The organism is Trinickia sp., from assembly GCF_051953955.1.
Lineage (GTDB): Bacteria > Pseudomonadota > Gammaproteobacteria > Burkholderiales > Burkholderiaceae > Trinickia.
This window is the reverse complement of the sequence record NZ_JBQCIF010000119.1, coordinates 1-18,865: the sequence shown is the minus strand read 5'-3', so window position 1 is coordinate 18,865 and position 18,865 is coordinate 1. Positions and strand designations below refer to the sequence as shown.

At 62.7% G+C, this 18,865-nt stretch carries 16 protein-coding genes and 1 pseudogene; 7 read left to right on the top strand and 10 right to left on the bottom strand.

The window, feature by feature from the left end; translation table 11 throughout:
• On the top strand, positions 1-687 hold a 687-nt coding region (locus ACTHNZ_RS22180), incomplete at its 5' end, for a chloride channel protein (RefSeq protein WP_440544737.1).
• A gap of 65 nt (positions 688-752) precedes the next feature.
• Here ACTHNZ_RS22180 and ACTHNZ_RS22175 read toward each other — a convergent pair.
• The gene (locus ACTHNZ_RS22175) at positions 753-2,075 is read right to left on the bottom strand and encodes a chloride channel protein (protein WP_440544736.1); all 1,323 of its coding nucleotides are present in this window, start codon (positions 2,073-2,075) and stop codon (positions 753-755) included.
• Between the two features lie 255 nt (positions 2,076-2,330).
• On the opposite strand from ACTHNZ_RS22175, the gene ACTHNZ_RS22170 reads away from it, so the two are divergent.
• Complete coding sequence (locus tag ACTHNZ_RS22170; RefSeq protein WP_440544735.1) at positions 2,331-3,038, top strand: hypothetical protein; 708 nt, start codon at positions 2,331-2,333, stop codon at positions 3,036-3,038.
• Positions 3,039-3,209: 171 nt separating this feature from the next.
• Entirely contained in the window at positions 3,210-3,584 is a 375-nt protein-coding gene (locus tag ACTHNZ_RS22165; protein WP_440544734.1) for a hypothetical protein, read from the top strand.
• 50 nt (positions 3,585-3,634) lie between these two features.
• On the opposite strand, the gene ACTHNZ_RS22160 is transcribed toward ACTHNZ_RS22165, so the two are convergent.
• The 5 genes from ACTHNZ_RS22160 to ACTHNZ_RS22140 all read right to left on the bottom strand — a co-directional run bounded on the left by ACTHNZ_RS22160 (position 3,635) and on the right by ACTHNZ_RS22140 (position 11,194).
• Positions 3,635-6,706 (bottom strand): efflux RND transporter permease subunit, encoded by a 3,072-nt coding sequence (locus ACTHNZ_RS22160; protein WP_440544733.1) that lies wholly within the window; start codon positions 6,704-6,706, stop codon positions 3,635-3,637.
• A 3-nt stretch (positions 6,707-6,709) separates the two neighbouring features.
• The gene (locus ACTHNZ_RS22155; RefSeq protein ID WP_440544732.1) at positions 6,710-7,786 is read right to left on the bottom strand and encodes an efflux RND transporter periplasmic adaptor subunit; all 1,077 of its coding nucleotides are present in this window, start codon (positions 7,784-7,786) and stop codon (positions 6,710-6,712) included.
• A 37-nt stretch (positions 7,787-7,823) separates the two neighbouring features.
• Complete coding sequence (locus tag ACTHNZ_RS22150; protein ID WP_440544731.1) at positions 7,824-8,378, bottom strand: cytochrome b; 555 nt, start codon at positions 8,376-8,378, stop codon at positions 7,824-7,826.
• A gap of 42 nt (positions 8,379-8,420) precedes the next feature.
• Positions 8,421-8,696, bottom strand: coding sequence for a cytochrome b562 (locus tag ACTHNZ_RS22145; RefSeq protein WP_440544739.1), 276 nt, complete (start codon positions 8,694-8,696; stop codon positions 8,421-8,423).
• Between the two features lie 206 nt (positions 8,697-8,902).
• Positions 8,903-11,194, bottom strand: a complete 2,292-nt coding sequence (locus ACTHNZ_RS22140) for a heavy metal translocating P-type ATPase (RefSeq protein WP_440544730.1) — start codon at positions 11,192-11,194, stop codon at positions 8,903-8,905.
• Between the two features lie 138 nt (positions 11,195-11,332).
• On the opposite strand from ACTHNZ_RS22140, the gene ACTHNZ_RS22135 reads away from it, so the two are divergent.
• The gene (locus ACTHNZ_RS22135) at positions 11,333-11,974 is read left to right on the top strand and encodes a hypothetical protein (protein WP_440544729.1); all 642 of its coding nucleotides are present in this window, start codon (positions 11,333-11,335) and stop codon (positions 11,972-11,974) included.
• Positions 11,975-12,047: 73 nt separating this feature from the next.
• Here the strand turns inward: ACTHNZ_RS22135 and ACTHNZ_RS22130 are convergent, their stop codons facing one another.
• Both ACTHNZ_RS22130 and ACTHNZ_RS22125 read right to left on the bottom strand, forming a co-directional pair.
• Positions 12,048-12,518 (bottom strand): carboxypeptidase regulatory-like domain-containing protein, encoded by a 471-nt coding sequence (locus ACTHNZ_RS22130; RefSeq protein WP_440544728.1) that lies wholly within the window; start codon positions 12,516-12,518, stop codon positions 12,048-12,050.
• A gap of 307 nt (positions 12,519-12,825) precedes the next feature.
• The gene (locus ACTHNZ_RS22125) at positions 12,826-13,269 is read right to left on the bottom strand and encodes a hypothetical protein (protein WP_440544727.1); all 444 of its coding nucleotides are present in this window, start codon (positions 13,267-13,269) and stop codon (positions 12,826-12,828) included.
• A 327-nt stretch (positions 13,270-13,596) separates the two neighbouring features.
• Here ACTHNZ_RS22125 and ACTHNZ_RS22120 point away from each other — a divergent pair, with 327 nt between their 5' ends.
• On the top strand, positions 13,597-14,709 hold the full coding sequence (locus ACTHNZ_RS22120; RefSeq protein WP_440544726.1) for a sugar-transfer associated ATP-grasp domain-containing protein: 1,113 nt from the start codon (positions 13,597-13,599) through the stop codon (positions 14,707-14,709).
• A 16-nt stretch (positions 14,710-14,725) separates the two neighbouring features.
• On the opposite strand, the gene ACTHNZ_RS22115 is transcribed toward ACTHNZ_RS22120, so the two are convergent.
• Entirely contained in the window at positions 14,726-16,084 is a 1,359-nt protein-coding gene (locus ACTHNZ_RS22115) for an aspartate aminotransferase family protein (protein ID WP_440544738.1), read from the bottom strand.
• A gap of 112 nt (positions 16,085-16,196) precedes the next feature.
• Between ACTHNZ_RS22115 and ACTHNZ_RS22110 the strand changes: the two genes are divergently transcribed.
• A complete protein-coding gene (locus ACTHNZ_RS22110) occupies positions 16,197-17,132 on the top strand; it encodes a LysR family transcriptional regulator (protein ID WP_440544725.1) in 936 nt (311 codons plus the stop codon).
• A gap of 181 nt (positions 17,133-17,313) precedes the next feature.
• Here ACTHNZ_RS22110 and ACTHNZ_RS22105 read toward each other — a convergent pair whose 3' ends face one another.
• Positions 17,314-18,195, bottom strand: coding sequence for a hypothetical protein (locus ACTHNZ_RS22105; RefSeq protein ID WP_440544724.1), 882 nt, complete (start codon positions 18,193-18,195; stop codon positions 17,314-17,316).
• A 282-nt stretch (positions 18,196-18,477) separates the two neighbouring features.
• On the opposite strand from ACTHNZ_RS22105, the pseudogene ACTHNZ_RS22100 reads away from it, so the two are divergent.
• Positions 18,478-18,759 (top strand): annotated as a pseudogene (locus ACTHNZ_RS22100) (DDE-type integrase/transposase/recombinase); the annotation flags it as partial.
• Positions 18,760-18,865 lie beyond the last annotated feature (106 nt).

Sequence of the window (18,865 nt, the reverse complement as noted above, 5' to 3'; positions counted from 1 at the left end):
TCTGCTGCCGTGCCGGGCGCTCCCGTCAGCGCGCCCGCGTTTGCGATGGTCGGCATGGGCGCCATGGTGGGTGGCGGAACGGGCGCCGCGATGACGGCCGTCGCGATGATCTTCGAAATGACTCGAGACTACGACATCGTGCTGCCGATGATCATCGCCGTTGCCGTCAGCCTGGGCGTGCGGCGCCTGCTATCGGCCGAAAGCATCTACACGCTGAAGCTGCGCCGCCGGGGCCACGCGATACCGAACGCGCTGCACGCGAACATGTTTCTCGTGCAGGAGGCGGGCCAGGTGATGGAAACCGACATGCTGGTGCTCGATCATACGACGCCGTTTCGGGAAATCGTCCAACGTTCCGAGGGATTCGTGTTTCGTCACGTCGTCGTGACGAGAGATGACAGAATCTTGGGCGTGCTGCGCATCAACGTCGGGCTGCGGCGCGCGGTGAACTTGGCCGAATCGGATGTTACCGTCGCTGACCTCGCGCAACGCAGCTTCATCGTCGTGACCCAGCATGAAATCGCCTTCAGGGTCATCTCGCGGCTGTGGAAGCAGCATGCCACGATGGCCGTGGTCGTCGAGCAAGACAAGGGGGACGCACCCGTGCGTGTGCTGGGCGTGATCGCAAAAGAGCACGTCGCCGACTCCGTCGCCCGCAGCATCAAGGTCTTTGCGGGCAAGCACTGATAGATGCGCGGTTGCCGCCGAATAGCGAGCGGCGCTTTGACGGTTCCCTCGCCGCTCGCCGGTGATCAGGCACTCCCGTGATGCCGAGGCAGATAGCGCTCGGACAGCGCTTCATACAACGGCGGCGCGAAGAACCGCGAGACGCGGCTCGCGATCAGTGCCGTTCCCATCAGCGAAATCACGAGCGCGTGCCCGTTGATCATCTCGATGACGATGACGAAGGCGGTGATCGGGCTTTGCGTCACCGCTGCGAGGTACCCCACCATCCCGAGCGCAATGAGCATCGGCAGTTGCATCTGCGAGAACACCATGTGCAATGCGTTGCCGATGCCTGCGCCGATGGCCAGCGACGGTGCGAACAACCCGCCGGGCGAGCCCGGCAAATACGAGCCCACCATCGTGATCATCTTGATGGCCGGGTAGAGGGCGGAGACCTGCCCATGCCCCTCCAACATCGAGCGCGCTTCCGCATAGCCGCTGCCGAACGTATGGCCCGAACTGGCGATTCCGATGACCGCGATCACCAATCCGCAGGCGGCACCGAATACGACGGGGCGGTTCGCACGCATGCTCGAAACGGCCGGGGGCATCCAGCGTTTCGTATTGAGCAGCAACCAGCAGAAGATGCCCCCGGCAATCCCCGTGAGCACCCCCATCAGCGGGACCGCGGCAACGAGCAAGTCGGGCAGGCGAGGGCCGATGTCGATCGTGCCGAAATATACGTAATTGCCTTGAAGCCCGAGCGATACGACGCCGGCGAAGATGATGGCGGTGATGAGCACCCCGCTCGTGCGGGCTTCGAAACTGCGCGTGAGTTCCTCGATGGCGAACACGACGCCCGCGAGCGGCGCGTTGAACGCGGCGGAGAGGCCGGCTGCCGCACCAGCCAACGCTAGCCTGCGATCGAGTGCGGCGCCATGGATCGCGCTGAACCGCGTCGGATAGAACCGCCGCAAGCTGAACATCAGCGACGCGCCGACGTGAATCGTGGGGCCTTCCCGCCCGATCGTGAGACCGCCGAGGATTGCCAGGAAAGAAACGAGGATCTTCCCGATCAAGATGGGGATCGTCAGCAGGCGCTCGCCAAGCTCCCGCGGGCCATGCAGCGACGCGATCACCTGCGGAATCCCGCTGCCTTCCGCTCCTTCGAAGAAGCGCCTCGTGATCCAAACACATGCGGCGCTGACGGCCGGCGTGACGAGCAGCGGCAACCACAGGTTGTGCGCAACGTGCCTCAGGAACAGGTCATAGCCGAAATCGATCAAGCGGGCGTAGAGCACCGCGATCAACCCCGCGACAATGGCGCCGATCCAAAACACGCCGTAGTGAAGCCAAAGTTTGTAGGCGTGTTGAAGGGACCATTTGTCGGTCGGAAGTCGCATTTGCATGGCGGGAGATTTCGCGCGAAAGGGCAAGTATACCGGCCTCCATCGCCGTGCGTCCCATGACGTTCACGTGTCATGTCCGGCGCGGGTTTGCCCTTACCTGTCGCCGTGCCGTGGTTGGGAACTGTTCGTAGCTACCCGACTCAGAGCGTCGGGGCAGTGTTGTCCGCGAGATCGGGTGTAATCGTCATGAAAGACGAGCGGGCGGCGCTGAAGCATTTGTCGAACGGGGCGAACGATTAGGCGGGGACCACCAAAATGACTGCGAAAGCCGAGAGGCGCGTGTTTTTCAGCATTGCATCCATCGTGTGCCAGGTGTTGCTCCTCGGTTCGATCGTTTCGATGCTGTTCGTCGGGGCCGGCATCGTCACGAGCGGTGCCGTATCGGGCCGCGCGGAGCAGTCGGAGCCCGTCTCGGCCGCGACGGTGCTGGCGAACCTACCCGGCACCGAGTCGGAAAACGACGGATCGTCCAGCGCCACGGGCTCCGGCGTCGATGTTCCGAACGCGGCGAGCATCCCGATCCCAAAGCCGCTCGAAGCGGTCTTGAACAGCGATACGGCAAGCCAATCGATCCTGAACGCCTGGCTCGGCGACATCCCGGCGCGCGACCGCCGCGCATTCATTGCCGGGCTCACCCAGGTGATCGCGGCAGCGAATCAGCACTCGGCATCGTGGGAGTGGGACGATCGGCAACGCTATGTCGCGGCCGCCATGAGCGAGTATGCGCGGATCGACATCGATCGCTTTGCCGAACTTGCCGATGCGCAAAAGCAGGCGGCCGGCAAGCTTGCTGGCTATCGCGCTGCAATGGGCACCCTGATTGGGGTTGCCGCGACGCTTACGTTGTTGTTGACCGTGATGGCGATCGAGCGCAATACGCGCCCGCGCGTCGAATCCGCGCGGCCATCGTCGTCTCGTGCCGCCGAGGCCGACGGAATGCTTTCGAATTCGGAACGAGCGTAGTCCGGCACGTGTGGTACGTGCAAATACGTACAAATGGGGATACGGGCGCGAGCTTGCGCGCATTACCATCGATACGTTCAATTGCCGTGTTGAACGGTAGTTAGCGGCTCGAGCGCGATATTTTGTCGGTAGCGATCCACGGCGATTACCGTTGCGAACACAAAGGCAAACATGCGGCTACTTCTCGCCAGACTGACACGCGCCACCCTCGTCATCGCCACCGCTTTGTGCGGCAGCGCGAACGCCACGGCTCCAGACCGCGTCTTGGACGAAACCGTTCAGTTGAACCCTTCCGACGCAGTCATTGCCCTGAAATCGGAGCGCCGCTCGGGACAGGCGGCGCGCGGTGTGATGGCCGCGACGCGTCGCGATCGCGAGGAACGGATGCATCTTCGCAGGGCCGCTCGCGCGCCGATGGACGATAGCCAGGACGCGCTGGACGTCTCCGACCCATACATGATTCCGCATACGCTCTTCGGCGCCGGGAGCATCGCGCTGAGCGCGCTCGGTAGCGGAGCTTCCACGGCCCCCCCGGTGCGTTTTTGACGAACGAGGGGCCGGGTCAGGGCCGAGTCGACGGGCCGTAGGGCGGCGCCTCAGCGCGGCCCGTCTTGCCGGGCGAGACGGGCAAGCTGTCCGCGGCGCCAGTGCAGATACAGCGCGGGGATCAAGTTCGTACTGCGAACGGCGCTCCAGAGCAAACCGCCGAGGATGACGACCGCGAGCCCTTGCTCCGGCGCCGCGCCTTCTCCGAGCCCGAGCGCCGTCGGCAGCATGCCGAGCATCGCGGTCACGGCGGTCAGTACGATGGGCCGAAAGCGCACGTCGATCGCCTCGCGCACGGCCTCTTCCACCGGCATGCCCGTCGCCTCGTTGTGCCGCACGCGGTCGAGCAGCACGATGCTATGACGCAGGCCGATGCCGATCAGTGTCAGGAATCCGATCATCCCCGTTGCGTTCAGGCCCACGCCGCTGACGACGAGTGCAACCGTGCCGCCCGTTAGCGCGAGCGGAATCTCCAGCAGCAAAATGGCCGGAATCAGCCATCCGTCGAACTGCAGCAGCAAAATGCCGATCATGATGGCGAACGCGGCGAGCGTCGCGATGACGAGGCCGAGCGCCGCGCGCTCGATTTCCGAGGCCAGCCCGCCGAATTCGATTCGATAGCCGGCCGGTAAATGCAGGTCGGACAATGCGGCTCGCGCGGCCGCATCGGTGCTGCCGAGCGGCCCGTTCGGCGTCGCGAGGATGTCCAGTGCACGGGCGCCGGCGATATGTTGCATTTGGTTCGGAGTGCTGACCAGCTCGAGGTGTGCGAGCTGAGATAGGGGCGTCCATCCGGCCGGCGTGCGTATCGGGAGCGCGCGCAATGAAGACAGGCTTTGATCCGATGCGTCAGCTAGGCGCAGATACAGATCGAGCGGCACGTTGCCTTCGGGCACGCGCGTGACGATTTCTCCGTTGACGAGCGCATTGAGCTGCGCGTACAGCGTCGCCGGTGTCATGCCGTGGATGCCGAGCGCGTGCGGATCGGGCTCGATCCGCAACTGCGTCACGGGATAGCCGTCGTTGTCGAATACGTCGCTCAGTGCGGAAATGCGGCGCAGGCGGGTGGCAATTTGCTCCGACAACGTGCGAAGTTCGGCGACGCTTTTGCCGAATACGTGGATCACGAACGGTTGTGGGAGGCCCGACAAACTTTCGCCGACGCGTTCGATCGTGGGCGTATCGACTGCGAGCTGCACGCCGGGCAGCTTCGATTCCTGCTGAATGCGCTCGCCGATTGCGTCGAGCGCGTTGACGCTCACGCCGGCTTTGAGCACGACCTCGATTTCGCCCGCGTAGGCCGGCTCCGTGTACGACGTGGATTCCGACGATCCGATGCGCGCGTAGACGTGGGCCACCGCATCGTCGCGCAGCAAACGTTGCGTGATCGATCCCACCGCTTGCCGCGCATCGAGCAGCGCGCTGCCGGGCGGCAGCGTGAACGATTCGAGCAGCACGCCCTCGTTGGGGAGCGGCAGAAAGTCGATGGGGACGAGGATCAGACCGGCGAGGCTCAGCGCCAAGACGGCAAATGTGACGGCTAGGCTCGTGCGCGGCGCGTGCGACACCCAATCGAAAAGCTTTTCGTTCCATCGTTGCAGGTGTTGCAGCGCGCGATGCCCGCTGCTCGTGCCCGAAGCCGGCTTGGCATTCAGAAAGCCGAGGCCCAGCGGCGTCAGCGTCAGCGAAACGATCAGCGACGCGAGCAGCGCGAGGATCATCGCGAGCGAAAACGGTATGAAGAACAATCCGACCAAGCCGCCGACGAACAGCAGCGGCACGTAGATCGCGACGTTCGTGAGCGTGCCGGTGACGTCGGGGATGGCAATCGCTTTGAGCCCGTTCCATACGCCGGCCCAGTGCGCGTCGCCGCTTTCCCAGCGGTGATAGATGCTCTCGAGCACGATGATCGCATCGTCGGCGAGCAGGCCGACCGCGACCGTCAGCGCGCCGAGCGTCATCAAGTTGAGGTCTTGCCCCAGCGCGTGCAGCGCGGCGATTCCGAGCGCGAGCGACAGCGGAATGCTCAGCGCAAGCGTCACGATGCCGCGCCCCGCGCCGAGCACCCAGAACAGCACGAGGACGGCGAGCACCGCGCCGATCAAAAGATTGCGTCCGAGGTCGGCACCGACGATGCGGACCACGTGGCCCTGGCTGTACGTCCTCACCCAGCGCACGCCCGGCGGCAACTGCACCGCGCTGCCGTCGAGGGTGGCTTGAACGGCGCGCGTGACGGCCAGCGTGGAAGCCCCCGGCTGTTTGATGACGGTCAGCGCGACGCTCGGGCGCCCATCGAGTGCGACGGCGTTGTGCGTGGGCATCGCCGAGCGCACGATCTTGGCGAGTGCGCGCAGCGGCACGGGGCCGTTCGACGTGGGCACCGGAATTTGCTCGAGCTGCGCGATATGCACGGGCAGGCTGCGCGCTTCGATCAGCACGTCGTTGTGCCCCAACGTCACGAAGCCGGCGGGCTCGAGCAGCACCTGTGCCTTGACGGCCTGCGCGAGTGCCGTGACCGCCACGCCATGACGCTGCATGGCGTCGAGATCCGGTTGGATCCACAGTGCTTCGTCGCCCGCGCCGTAAACATGCACGAATTGCACGCCAGGAATCGCGCGCAGTGCGGGCACGATGTTTCCGAGCACCGCGCGTTGGACTTCGGCGGGCGCGATGCCGGCGGGAATCTGGGCGCTGTAGTCGGCGACTTCGTTGATCGCATTGCCCATGATCTGCGCCACGGGGTCTACCTGAGCAGGCAGATCGGCACGCGCGCGATCGATCGCTCCGTTGACCGCCTGCAGGTCGATTTGCGCGTTGCTGCCTTCGCGAAAACGCACGTCGACTTCGACGGTGCCGTTGCCCATGACGGACCGCACGCCGGCGATGTTCGCCAGCGTCAGGATTTGGCTTTCGAGCGGATTGACGACGAGTTGCTCGAGTTCGGCCGCGGTAGTGCCCGGCAGATGCGTCGTGACGCTGATTTGCGGAAAGTCGAACTGCGGCAGCACTTCGACCGGGGTTTGGATGAACGCATAGACTGCGTAGAGCAGCACGGCACCGAGGAGCAGCATCCAAAGCACCGGACGTCGCAAGAGGCGCGGCATGGAGACGTCGCGGGCCATGGGTCAGTCGGGCGGTTGGTAGTTTTCGGCGATGCCGCGGTGGTACTCGAGGAACGCATCCTGTGCGACGACTTGCTCGCCGGGCTGCAATCCCGAGACGATGCCCGTTTGCCAGCCGCGCGCCGGGCCCGGAACGACACGCCGCGGCCGATCGCCGCTGGCCGTGTGAACGAGCACCCACCATTCGCCGCGATCGAGAATGAGGGCGGCCGTCGGCACCATCACGAACTGCGTCGAGGGGCCGTCGAGCGTGACGGTGCCCCATTGCCCGCTCATCCATTGCAGGTTCGACGTGGGTACCAGGCCGACTTGCAAGCCGCCGTCCGTGCCGACGGCCGGCGCAATCGTCGCGACGCTCACGGGAATCGGAGTGCCGCCGCCGGCGGGTGCGAAACGGCCCGTCATGCCCACTCGAAGCGCCGACGCATCGTCGCCGTAATACTTCGCGCGCACCCAGAGCGGACCTCGAGGGGAAATCGTCAGCAGCGCTTGCCCGGCGTGAGCTTGTTCGCCGTTGGCCGCCTGCACGGCAACGACGGAGCCTGCAATGGGCGCCTTGATCGCTTCGGAAGCATGAGCCTCTGCGAGCTGTGCCTGAGCGGTTTGCACGCCGGCACGCGCGGCGGCGAGCTCGCTCACGGCAGTGTCGACGGCCTGCCGAGTCGACAAGTGGGTGGCGAGCTGGCCGCGCGCCGTTGCGAGCGCATGCGCGGCCGCATCGAAATGCGCCTGCGCGCTTTGTAGTGCGGTCTCGCGCTGAGTCAGCAAGGCTTGCATTTGCGGACCGCTCAAGCGCGCGAGCACTTGGCCCGCGGTAACGGGGCTGCCGGGCAGGGCATGCAGATCGCTTACCGTGCCCGAATCGACAAAACTCACCGTCACGATCGATGTCGGTTCGACTTCACCGTAGGCGGTGAACGGAACCGAGAGTGTCTGTCGCTGCGCTACGACGGTGGAGGCGCTTGGAGCAACGGCGCTGGGCCCGCCGGCATAGGCGGGGCCGCAGAGCGCGCACGCTAGCCACGAAACCGCTGAGATCGTGGCTGCAAGGCGCCGACGGGAGGCTCGCGGAATCGCCATCTTCTGACGAACCGTGCGCTTCGCGGATCGACGGAAATCAAACGTGCGCATCCGTGCTAGCCGAAGTGGCTCTCAACGGCGAAATTCTGGTCAAGACGTTCTCCCTGCGCGTGAGCGCATGGACCAGCGCACCGGCGACGTGCAAGCCCACGAGCGCTGCCAGACCGTATGCGGCCGCGGCATGCAGCATACCGAACCAATGCGATAGCGCATGGCTTTTGTCGACCAAGGTAGGCAAAGAGAAGACGCCGAAGAAACTTGCAGCGTGTCCGGCGGCGTTGGTTTTTAGCCAACCCAGGATGGGGATGGCCAACATTGTCGCATAAAGCAGGAAATGAACGAGCCGTTCCGCGAGATGGGACAGCGTGCCGTGCGCATTGACCGATGCGGGCAACTGGCGTCGAAGACGCAGCCGATTGACCAGCCGGAACAGCACTAGCGCGAGGACCGCAATGCCGATGGATTTATGCAGCGCGAGCAGGTCCAAATTGTCGTCGAGCATCAAGCCCAATATCAAATTGCCGATCAATGCCGCCGCAAGCAGCCAATGCAGCACGCTGATCGAGAAGGGATAGCGCGACGTTCGCTTCATGGAGGTTCTCCTGGCCGAGATGGCCTACATACCGCTGAGCGATCAGCTCAACAGATCGTGATAGTGCTTCCTAGTGCCGTTGATCTTTTGCAATGCGTTCTTCGCGGCAGCGAGGTCGTTCGCGCGGATTGCTTGGTCGACGGGCGCAAACTGGCGTTGCAGCGTTTGCATCCCTTCGCGATAGGTAGCGGGATCGCTTCGATACGGTTGGGCGCTTGCTTCCGACGCGTCTTTTTCGAGCCGCACGACGTATCCGCTGAACTGCGCCATCGTGCTGCTTCTCATCGCGCCCTGCATGGCGGATTTCATGTCTCGCATCAGTCTCTTGATTTCGCTCGCCTGCGCGAGCGGTGCTATCGAAAGGAGCAAGACGAACAGTAGCGTCCGATAGCGGGAGCGGGGGATGGTGCGAAACATGTGGGCCTTTGACGGTGAGCGAATTTCATGTCGGGCGAGCATAAATGAGGAAACGTTAACGCTTCCTTAAGGACGCGAGGACGCGACGAGCGTGACCGTCGATTTTTCTAAGATCCCTCCTCCAGCGAGTGGAACAGTTCGTCTTCCTGAGCGCAGTGGAGGCGAACGATTGCGTCCAATCCATAAAGAAGCCGTTGGAATTCCTGGACGCTGGCCGCGTTCGGCCCGTCGATCGGTATGTTCGCCGTCATTTGTCCGAGCGATCGGACGATACGAAATATTTCGTGGTGCATGGCGCTCATCGCAGCCATCGGATCCTCTCCGCCCAACAGGCGAGCGAGGCCTGGATACACTTCCGTGTCGTCGTGTCGTTCGTGTGGGACGAGCTGCTGTGCGAGCGACTCATTCACACTGGCGAGCCTTTGCGCGATCGACGGTCGCGGCAACCGCGGCAGCTCGTCCGCCAGCTTCCGAATCTGCTCCAACACGGGGCCGAGTTCTGCATGGCCGGCTTTCAGGCGATTCGCGTCTTCGCGTGCGAGACTGCCCAAGGCCATGTTGGAGCGAACGCCCAACGTCCGTAGTGCATTCACGATGACTGCCACGTCGATGAGTTCCTGAACCATTGCGCCTAGCAAGGGAGGCAGGTAGCCAAAGGCCGCTACCGCCATGCCGGTGAAGGAGAGCACCATTCCCGCCGCCACGCTCTGCGTTGCTATGCGTCGTGTGCTGCGTGCCACGCGCAATGCTTCTACGAGGCGGTCCAGTCGATCGACGAGCAGGACGATGTCGGCCGCCTCCGATGAGGCGGCGGTGCCGCGCGCACCCATCGCGACGCCGACATCCGCCGCGGCGAGCGCCGGGGCGTCGTTGATCCCGTCGCCGACCATGACGACGGTGCCTTCCCGGCGGGCCGCCTGAATGGCGGCGAGTTTGTCCGCGGGCGTTTGCTCCGGGCGTACCTCCGTTACGTTGAGCATCGTTCCGATCGTTTCAGCGACGTCGCGTCTATCGCCCGTGAGCATGACGAGCCGACGGATACCTTCCTGCCGCAGCAGCCGGAGCGCCCGCGGCGTTTCCAGGCGGATCTGATCGGCCATCTGCATTGCGCCGATCATGGCGCCGTCCACGGCGACGAAAACGGCCGAGGCGCCCTCATGCGCGACCCGGCTCAGGAAGGCCGCGCTCCATGGTGCGGGCGCGGCGACGGTGGACACGTAATCGAACGATCCGATAGTCACGACGCGGCCCTGCACGTTGCCAGTCAGTCCAGCGCCCGGCTGCTCGAGAACGTCGAAAGGCGAAGCGAGTTGCAGCTTTCTTTCGCGCGCCGCGGTGGTCACCGCCTCCGAAATGACGTGGGCCGAAGCTTGCGCAAGCGATGCGGCAAATCGCAGCACGTCCTCCGGCGCGGTGCCGGGACCACTTTCAACTGCGGCTAGGCGAGCGTGTCCGCCGGTAAGCGTGCCGGTTTTGTCGAAAAAGAGGATGTTCGCCTGCGCGAGCCTTTCCAGTGCGCCTCCGCCCTTGACCAATATGCCCCGTTTCGCGCACCGCGACATCCCGGAGACGAACGCCACGGGTACCGCAAGGATCAGCGGGCATGGCGTCGCAACGACCAGCACCGCGAGCGCACGCGCCATGTCTCCCGTGACGAGCCAACTGCCGCTCGCAAGGACCAGCGACACCGGTATGAAAAGCAGCGCGTACCGGTCCGCGAGACGCACGGCAGGGCTGCGTTCCCGCTGCGCGGACTGCACCATGCGGACTATGCCGGCGAACGTGCTGTCGCGCGCCGTTGCGGCGGCTACCATCTCGAACGCCGCCGCTGCGTTGATTGCACCGCTTCGTACGGTTTCGCCGGGCTCGCGAGGCTGGATCAGGGACTCGCCGGAAAGTGCGGATTCGTCCAATTGAGCATGGCTCGCGAGCGTGCCATCGGCAGGGACGAACTCGCCGCTGCGCACGAGCAGGCGATCGCCCGGACGAACGGTGTCCAACTCCACGCGGCACCATTGGCCGTTTTGGAAGCGATTGGCATAGCGCGGTGCGCGAGCGAGCAGTGCCGTCATTTCGTGGCGTGCTCGTTCCTCGGCGTAATGTTCTAGCGCACGGCCGCTGGCCAGCATCAGCGAGATCACCGCGACGGTAAGGTATTGGCCAAGTCCCAGCGCGAAAGCGACGGCCAGCAAGGCCAAAACATCGACGCCCGTTTCTCCTCGCCGCAGTGCTTGGACGATGGATGCGCACAGCGCCAACAAGGTAGGGACGGTGCCCGCGACCCACAGCACCTGCGCAATCGCGCTGCGTTCGAGCGCGGCGAACGTAAGGCCGGTCGTCAGTCCCAGCGCAGCAACGAGCAGCAGAATGAAATCGATGGAATGCAACAGGCGTTGCATGGCGCAAGTATCGAATCGAAATGGGATCGCAAATAGTCTCGACCGATTAGGGAGGTTCGAGATTGATCTGCGTCAAGCGCGACGGGCCGCCAAAAAGCAAAATGACAAGGCGCAGGCCGATCCGCCCGGAGGTCCGTTGTGACGACGTTGGGGATTCTGTTCGTCGTAGTGCTGCTGATCAACCTCATGCCGGCGTTTGCACCGCCCACGTGGATGGCCATGTCGTGGGTCGGCTTCAATGTCGCGGACGGCAGCCCGTTTGCGTTTGCCTTGGTCGCCGCCAGTGCGGCCACCGTCGGCCGCTTGATGTTGGCGACCTTTGCGCGCACCCTCGTGCGGGGACGATTGATGCGCGAAGCCGATCGGGAGAACGTCGATGCGGCCAAGGCATGGCTGCAGAAGCACAAGACGATGACGGTCGGCGCATTCTTCGTCTACGCACTGAGTCCACTTCCTTCGAATTATCTCTTCATCGCATATGGGCTTTCGGGGCTGCCGCTCAGAGTGATCGGGGCGGCGTTCTTCATCGGCCGCGCAGCGAGCTATTCCGTCTGGGCGCACCTTGGCCGTTTCGCTTCCGCACACCTGGATCCCGAGGTGCAGTTCGAGGGCGCATACCTCAGCGCCTATTTCATCGCCATGCAGCTGGCCTTGCTCGGCCTCGTATACATGCTCATGAAACTCGATTGGAAGACACTCATCGAACAGCGGAAGCTGGCATGGCGGCGGTCGATGCGGTCTTCCCGGCGCCCTGAGCATGGCCGCGCCACGCGCCGCTGAACGAAACGGCGTGCCATTCAAGACTGCTTCGTGCGATGCTGCCGCGGCGATTCGCTGCCGCTTGTTCGAACGATCACTGCTGGGCTGGCTTCGGACAGCGCTGGCAAAGCTGCATGACGCCGTGGCGGTCGGGGTCATCCCAGTAAAAGCGGACGTCGATCGCCCCGGTTGAAGGCACCACGACCTCTTTGGTTTCGGTCAAATGCCGGTCTCGGGCCGCGATCCGATAGCGGCCCGGAGGTACATGGACGAACAGAAAAGGGCCTTCGCTACGCGCGGAGAGAATGACGTGCTGATTCGACGTGATGCTGACATCGACGTCGGACAAATAGTGGCCGGTCTTCGACGCGAACGTTAAGCGCATGTTGTACTGCCGTGCGACCTCGTGGAATGCGCGGACCTCGTCTTCGCCGATGCCGCCGGTGACGTATGTGACACCGTTACGTGCGATCGGCGTAGGCGCCTCCTGCGAATAGCCCCGAGCGCTCACGAGGACGCACGCGACCAGCAGCGCGGCGCGTAGGTGGGCGGCGGTATTGAGCATGGGAGCCTCCTGGACTTGCCTTGGGGATGGGCAGCCGCGTTTGCGGCCGGCTCCGGCAGGCGAATGCGTTGGCCGACGCTCCGGGCATCGATCCGTTGTGCGCCGGAGATCGTGCGGCGCAACGCGCCGTCACCGTGCAAGTGCAGGATGACGCCCAAGCTGAGCCGCGGTGTTGACATTCATCAAGTCCCCGCGAGAGGGTCCGCAAAAGGGAGGTGCCGCAAAAGAGAGGTGCAACGAACCCCGTTCGCAAGGCGGGATCGATGACTGAGCGATATGCCAGATGTACGGCGGCAACCGTGCCGGCCTATTTGCGGGCGCCGACGACGAACTCGGTGCGCATGCCGCTTCGATAGTGGCCTGGTTCGTTGCAAAACACGACGTACTGCCCCTTGTCGAGCGTGAACTGCGCGGTGACCGTCTCGTGCGGGCGCAGATCTTCGATGCCCTGCAGTCCCTTGATGTCGTCTTCTTGCACTTGCTGCGTTTTCTTGTCGTATGGCAGGGCACCGTTGGGGTTTGCCCGCTTGGCGAACAAAAATTCGTGCATGGCACTGGCGGATTCGTTCTTGACCGTGAATTCGACGGGGCCCGGCGGGATCGTCGCTGGACTGAGTTTCAAAGACATGTGCCCATTGCTGCCATCCGAGAGTTCGACGACGACTTTGGATGGCTCGCTCGCTATCGCGCAAAGCGAGGGAAGGAGCGAGATAGCCGTGCAGGCCAGCAGCGCGAAGGTCCGTTGCGACATGAAATTTACCTTTCTTCCGTTTTATGACCGGTGCCTAGTAGGTTGCCGTGGCTCAGCGCGCCAGGCCGATCATGGCACGATCCCAGAATGGCACGGCAAGCTTAAGGATTGGTTAACGCTCGGATGCTCCTATCAGACGCAACCACCAGATCATCGGCCAAAGAATGTGTCTTTTGCGCCAAGCCGCTACCGTGCAGCGCGGAACCCCATATCATCGGCGGCGTCGGTGTCGCCACACTCGCTTGCGCACCATTGAGCTTGCTGCGATGCAATATGAACAACGTACTCCTCGAGGTTTTCTTCGCGGCGCGACGTAGGGAGGGGATCATGAGAATCGATGCAGAGGCGCTGGCAAAAAAAACGTATCGCCGCGTGGCGGATTGGCGCTTTCATTGGTATCACCGCGCGCAAGCGACATCGATTCACAAGAGGCTCGAACAAACGCTGGGCAAGACGAACCGTGCGGATCTCGACCGCGCCGATGCCTATGCGCGGGAGGTGCTGGGCCACGCGCGCTACGCGCCCTGGCTCTACGTCTATACCGCTATCGCGGGCCGCTTCAAGGAAGGATGGATTCCCGATAATTACTACGGACGCGTCGTCGTGCCGACGCTCAACGGCGGGTATGGAAGAACATCCAACCTCAAGTCGTTGCAGCGCGCGATGTTCTTGAGCGATGCATTTCCAGACGTGGCCGATTTCGCCAACGGGCTATTCATTGCCCCCGGCAACGCGGTCATTCCGCCAGATGCAGTGGCGCGACACTTGTTCGCAAACGGCGATTCGCTCGTCTTCAAGATCGACGACTCCATCCAAGGCCGGGGCATCCATTTCTTCGATCGAACCACGTTCGATATCGATAAGATCAAGGCGCTCGGCAATGGCGTGTTTCAAGCGAAGATCGTTCAGCATGAAACGCTTGCGCGCTTCGCGCCGCGATCGGTCGCGACGTTGCGCATGACGACGGCCGTGAACGACGAGGGCACCATTTCGCTCCGTGCGTGCTATCTGCGACTCGGGCGCGAGGCCGATACGCACGTTCAGTCGGGCACGCACGTTCGGGTTCCCGTTGATTGTGCAACGGGCGAGTTGGGCGACGCAGGGTACCTCACGAATTGGAGCGCAGTCCGCGCCCATCCCGACAGCGACGTGCCATTTGCCGGCGTCACGATACCGGCGTTTGCCGATTGCCTGGCCATGGTTCTCGAGCACCACAAAAAGGTGCCATACGTTCGCTGCGTGGGATGGGACGTGGCGGTTGCCGATGACGGCAGCGTCAAGCTGATGGAATGGAACGGCGGGCACAACGACGTCAAGTTCAGCGAAGCCACGCAGGGCCCGTGCTTCGCCGACTTGGGTTGGGATCGCTTGGCGCGCAAAGCGCCCGCTCGGGCAAGCGCGATCCCCGCGCGCGTGCCCGAGGCCAGTCGTGCTCTCTAAGCCACGCGATGCTCGGTCAATCGACTTCGCCGAGCGCATCGGACAGCGCGTTGACGAGGTTGTCGATCTCGTGGCGTTCGGCGATGAACGGCGGCGCCAGTTGAATCGTATCGCCGCCGAAGCGCACGTAAAAGCCTTTCTGCCAGCAGCGCATCGCGATCTGGAACGGGCGCAGCGCCGGTTCGCCGGGCTTGTGCTCGATCGTGATGCCCGCCGCAAGCCCGCAATTGCGGATGTCGGCAACGTGGGGTCGACCCTTGAGCCCGTGCACGGCCGCCTCGAAATGCGGCGCTAGGTCGCGAACGCGCCGCACCGCGGCTTCCTTTTCGAGCAGATCGAGCGCCGCCACGCCGGCCGCGCAGGCCACCGGATGCGCCGAGTACGTGTAGCCATGCGGGAATTCGACCATGTACTCGGGCCCGCCGGCAGCCATGAACGTGTCGTAGATCTCCTTTTTCGCCACGACCGCGCCGAGCGGCTGCGCGCCGTTCGTGATCTGCTTCGCGAAGTTCGCGATGTCGGGTGTCACGCCGAAGAATTCCGCACCCGTCATTGCGCCCATGCGGCCGAAGCCCGTGATCACTTCGTCGAAGATCAGCAGGATGTCGTGCGCGGTGCAGATCTCGCGCAGCCGCTGTAGATAGCCCTTCGGCGGCACGACGATGCCCGCGGATCCTGAAAACGGTTCGACGATGACGGCGGCGATGTTCGAGGCATCGTGCAGCGCAATCAGATCGAGCAGCCGATCCGCCAATTCGGCGCCATGCTCGGGCAGGCCGCGCGAGAACTTGTTTTGAGCCAGTTGCGTGTGCGGCAGGAAATCGGCATCGATGCCTTGTCCGAACAATTTGCGGTTCGGGCCGATCCCGCCCACTGAAATCCCGCCGAAATTGACGCCGTGGTACCCCTTCTCGCGGCCGATCAGGCGCGTCTTGGTGCCTTTGCCTTTGGCTCGCCAGTAAGCGCGGGCCATCTTGAGCGAGGTATCGGCCGATTCCGAGCCCGAGCCCGTGAAGAAAACGTAGTCGAGCCCCGCGGGCGTCAACGCCTTGATCTTGTTGGCGAGTTCGAACGATTTCGGATGGCCGAATTGGAAGGCGGGCGCGTAATCCAGTTGCGCCGCCTGGCGGCTGATCGCCTCGGTGATCTCCGTGCGGCCGTGGCCGAGGCCACAGCACCAGAGGCCCGACAGGCCGTCGAAAATCCGCCTGCCGTCGGCGTCGGTGTAGTAGGCGCCTTGCCCGCCGACGATGATCCGCGGATCGGCTTTGAACTGACGGTTGGCGGTAAACGGCATCCAATGGGCGTCGAGCCATGCCGGATCGGTGCGAACGCCGTCCGCCCGTTGTTGCTGCACGTTCTCGATGTCGGTCATATCGGTCATGTTGGTCGGCTTGAAGCGCCCCTCCTGATTGAGCATGTTGCATATTGTCGGGCCGCCGATTAGTCTCGTCGATATCGCAATATCAATCTTTACTTTCCGATCCATGCAAGTAAAAAAGGCAAAGAGCCGCGCGCTGCTGGGGCAACTGAGCGACATGGATCTGCGGTTGCTGCGGGTGTTCAAGGCCGTTGTCCAATGCGGCGGCATGGCCGCTGCCGAGCTCGATTTGAACATCGGCATTTCGACGATCAGCCGGCACGTCAAGGATCTCGAAACGCGTTTAGGGCTCGTGCTGTGCCGGCGCGGCCGGGCGGGCTTCACGCTGACGCCGGAAGGACAGACGGTGTATGAGGAAACGCTCGTGGTGCTTTCGTCGATCGAAGCGTTTCGCAGCCGGATCGACGGCATCCACGACCGGATGGGGGGAGAACTGCACATCGCGATGTTCGACAAGACCGCAACGAATCCGCACGCGCGGATCGGCGACGCGATCCGGCAGTTCGTCGACGACGCGCCGGACGTCGCCCTGAACTTCCATGTTGCCTCGATCAACGAAGTCGAGCGCGGCGTCATCGATGGCAGCTATCACGTTGGCATCATTCCGGCGCATCGCACGTCAAAGAGCCTCGTCTATACGCACCTGTTCGACGAGCAGATGCTGCTTTATTGCGGTACCGCGCATCCGCTCTTCGACGCGCCGCACGCGCGCCTGACTTGGGCGGCGATCCGCAAGCACGCGTTTGCGGGGCTCGGCTTTCATTCGCCGAACATGGAAATGACGCATCGCGCCAAGCTGACGCGCCAAGCCACGGCGTTCGATCAGGAGGCGATCGCCACGTTGGTATTGTCGGGGCGGTTCTTGGGTTTTCTGCCGGACCATTATGCGGAGGCCTTTCAGCAAAAGGGATTGATGCGCGCCGTCGCTCCGCAGCGCTTTCACTATGAATGCCGTTACGTGGGGCTCACACGGCGTTCACCGCGGCCGTCGCGCGCGGCGTTGCTGTTTCAGGCGTGTCTCGAGGCGGCGCATGCGGGGTGACTCGGTTGAGCCGAGGCGGTCCGGACGAACGGCCGATCCGGCGTCCCCAAGCCTGTCGGGAAGCCGGCAATGCGGTGATCAGCACAGAAGGGCAAGTCGCCGTGCTCATGTCCGCTCTCGGTGCTCGAACTATCCAAATCGCCGAAGGACTGCCCTATGCTGAGTTGCGTTCGCATCACCCTCACTGTCCCTCGATCAGGTCGGCAGACCGTATCCAGCGAACAATCTCTCTGCCATTGGCCTCACGGTAGCGAATCTGCACCCAAGCACCAGCTTTCTTGAGTACCACGACCGTATCACCACGAATCAAATACGTTTTACTTTTCCCAATCTCGTCAGGTGTGTCGTACAAATACGCACGCTCCGCTGCAACGTGACGGACAGTCCCGTGACCCCCATTTTCTTCAACCGCATCCGCCGACGGGCGCCCCATCAGCCCGTATTGATGGATCAGTGCAGCGAGATTCGACCGTTGCCGCGCAGTTGGTGGCGCGCCATAATAATCTTTATCCGATGCGGCTACTTTCCCTTTCGCAGTGTCGATGGTGACTTTCCCTTGATCATAATGCACATACGTTGGATCAAAACAATAACCATTTTCAGTATTTGTGGGCAACTTATCCAGCAATACAAACGCACTGATCGCAACCTGCTGCAACGACGGCGGCGTGCAATACGGACGTGGCGCAAACTTGTCTGGCACCGGTCCTCCTGGGTGTTGTCGCACAAATTGCTTCAGGACGGGGCGGCCGTAAACGAGCTTACTTGCGCGGTTACCTGCGGCATCTGAAAGAAAGTTAGTATTTTGCTCTGCGGTTCCAGCATCCTCGCATGTTGTCAAAAAAACATTCTCATCAACGGTCCATCTAATCGTTACAGCTGCGCCGTCACACAAAGCCTCCGCTGCTGGAGGTTTGTCGTCGACAAAAACAACACATTCGCCGTTCGCACAAACCGACGCAATGGGTTCAGTCGCGTCGACCGCTTCACACGCGAACAGGCAGAATCCTAACATCAGCCCCCAAAAGTTATACACCACACACCCACCTGTTAAGTTTGTCATTTGGCAATTTAAATTGCGAATTGACTCTTGCGGCCGTCGCGCCATTCTCTTTCGATGTAAATGTTTTCTGAGTCAAGATACCCATTCGACGACTAATGCACAAGGAGACGTATTGCGATCTAGCCGTTTTTGCACGCTCAATGACAGCCGTTTTGATCAAATCAAATTGAGTATTGATGCCGCCAGCTACCACGCGCCGACGAATCGCCTCTGTCGCGCTATTTAGTGATTTTTGCTGGATAGCTAAATCAAACAGCGCACAATAGGTTATCGCGCTAATTTTTGTTCACCTCGGACATAACGTACATCTGGACTGACGAAGGCTGGCTCTACTTGGCGGTCACGCTGGACCTGTTCAACCGGGAGGTGGTGGGCTGGTTTGTCAAGCCGCGCATGACGACCGAGCTCGTGACCGATACGCTGGCGATGGCGTGGTTCCGCCGCCGACCCGCGCCCGGTGCGCTGCATCATTCGGATAGAGGCAGTCAATACGCCAGCCACGACTTCCAGCGCAAGCTGGCCGCGTATGGGATGTGCTGCTCGATGAGCCGCAAAGGAAATTGTTGAGACACTCAGTGCCCCCCAGAAAGCCTAGATGGTCTGCCGATAGAGTTTCCCCGTGGATGGGGATCAACCCGCCTCAATCTAATTTTCAAACTAAATCACGGCT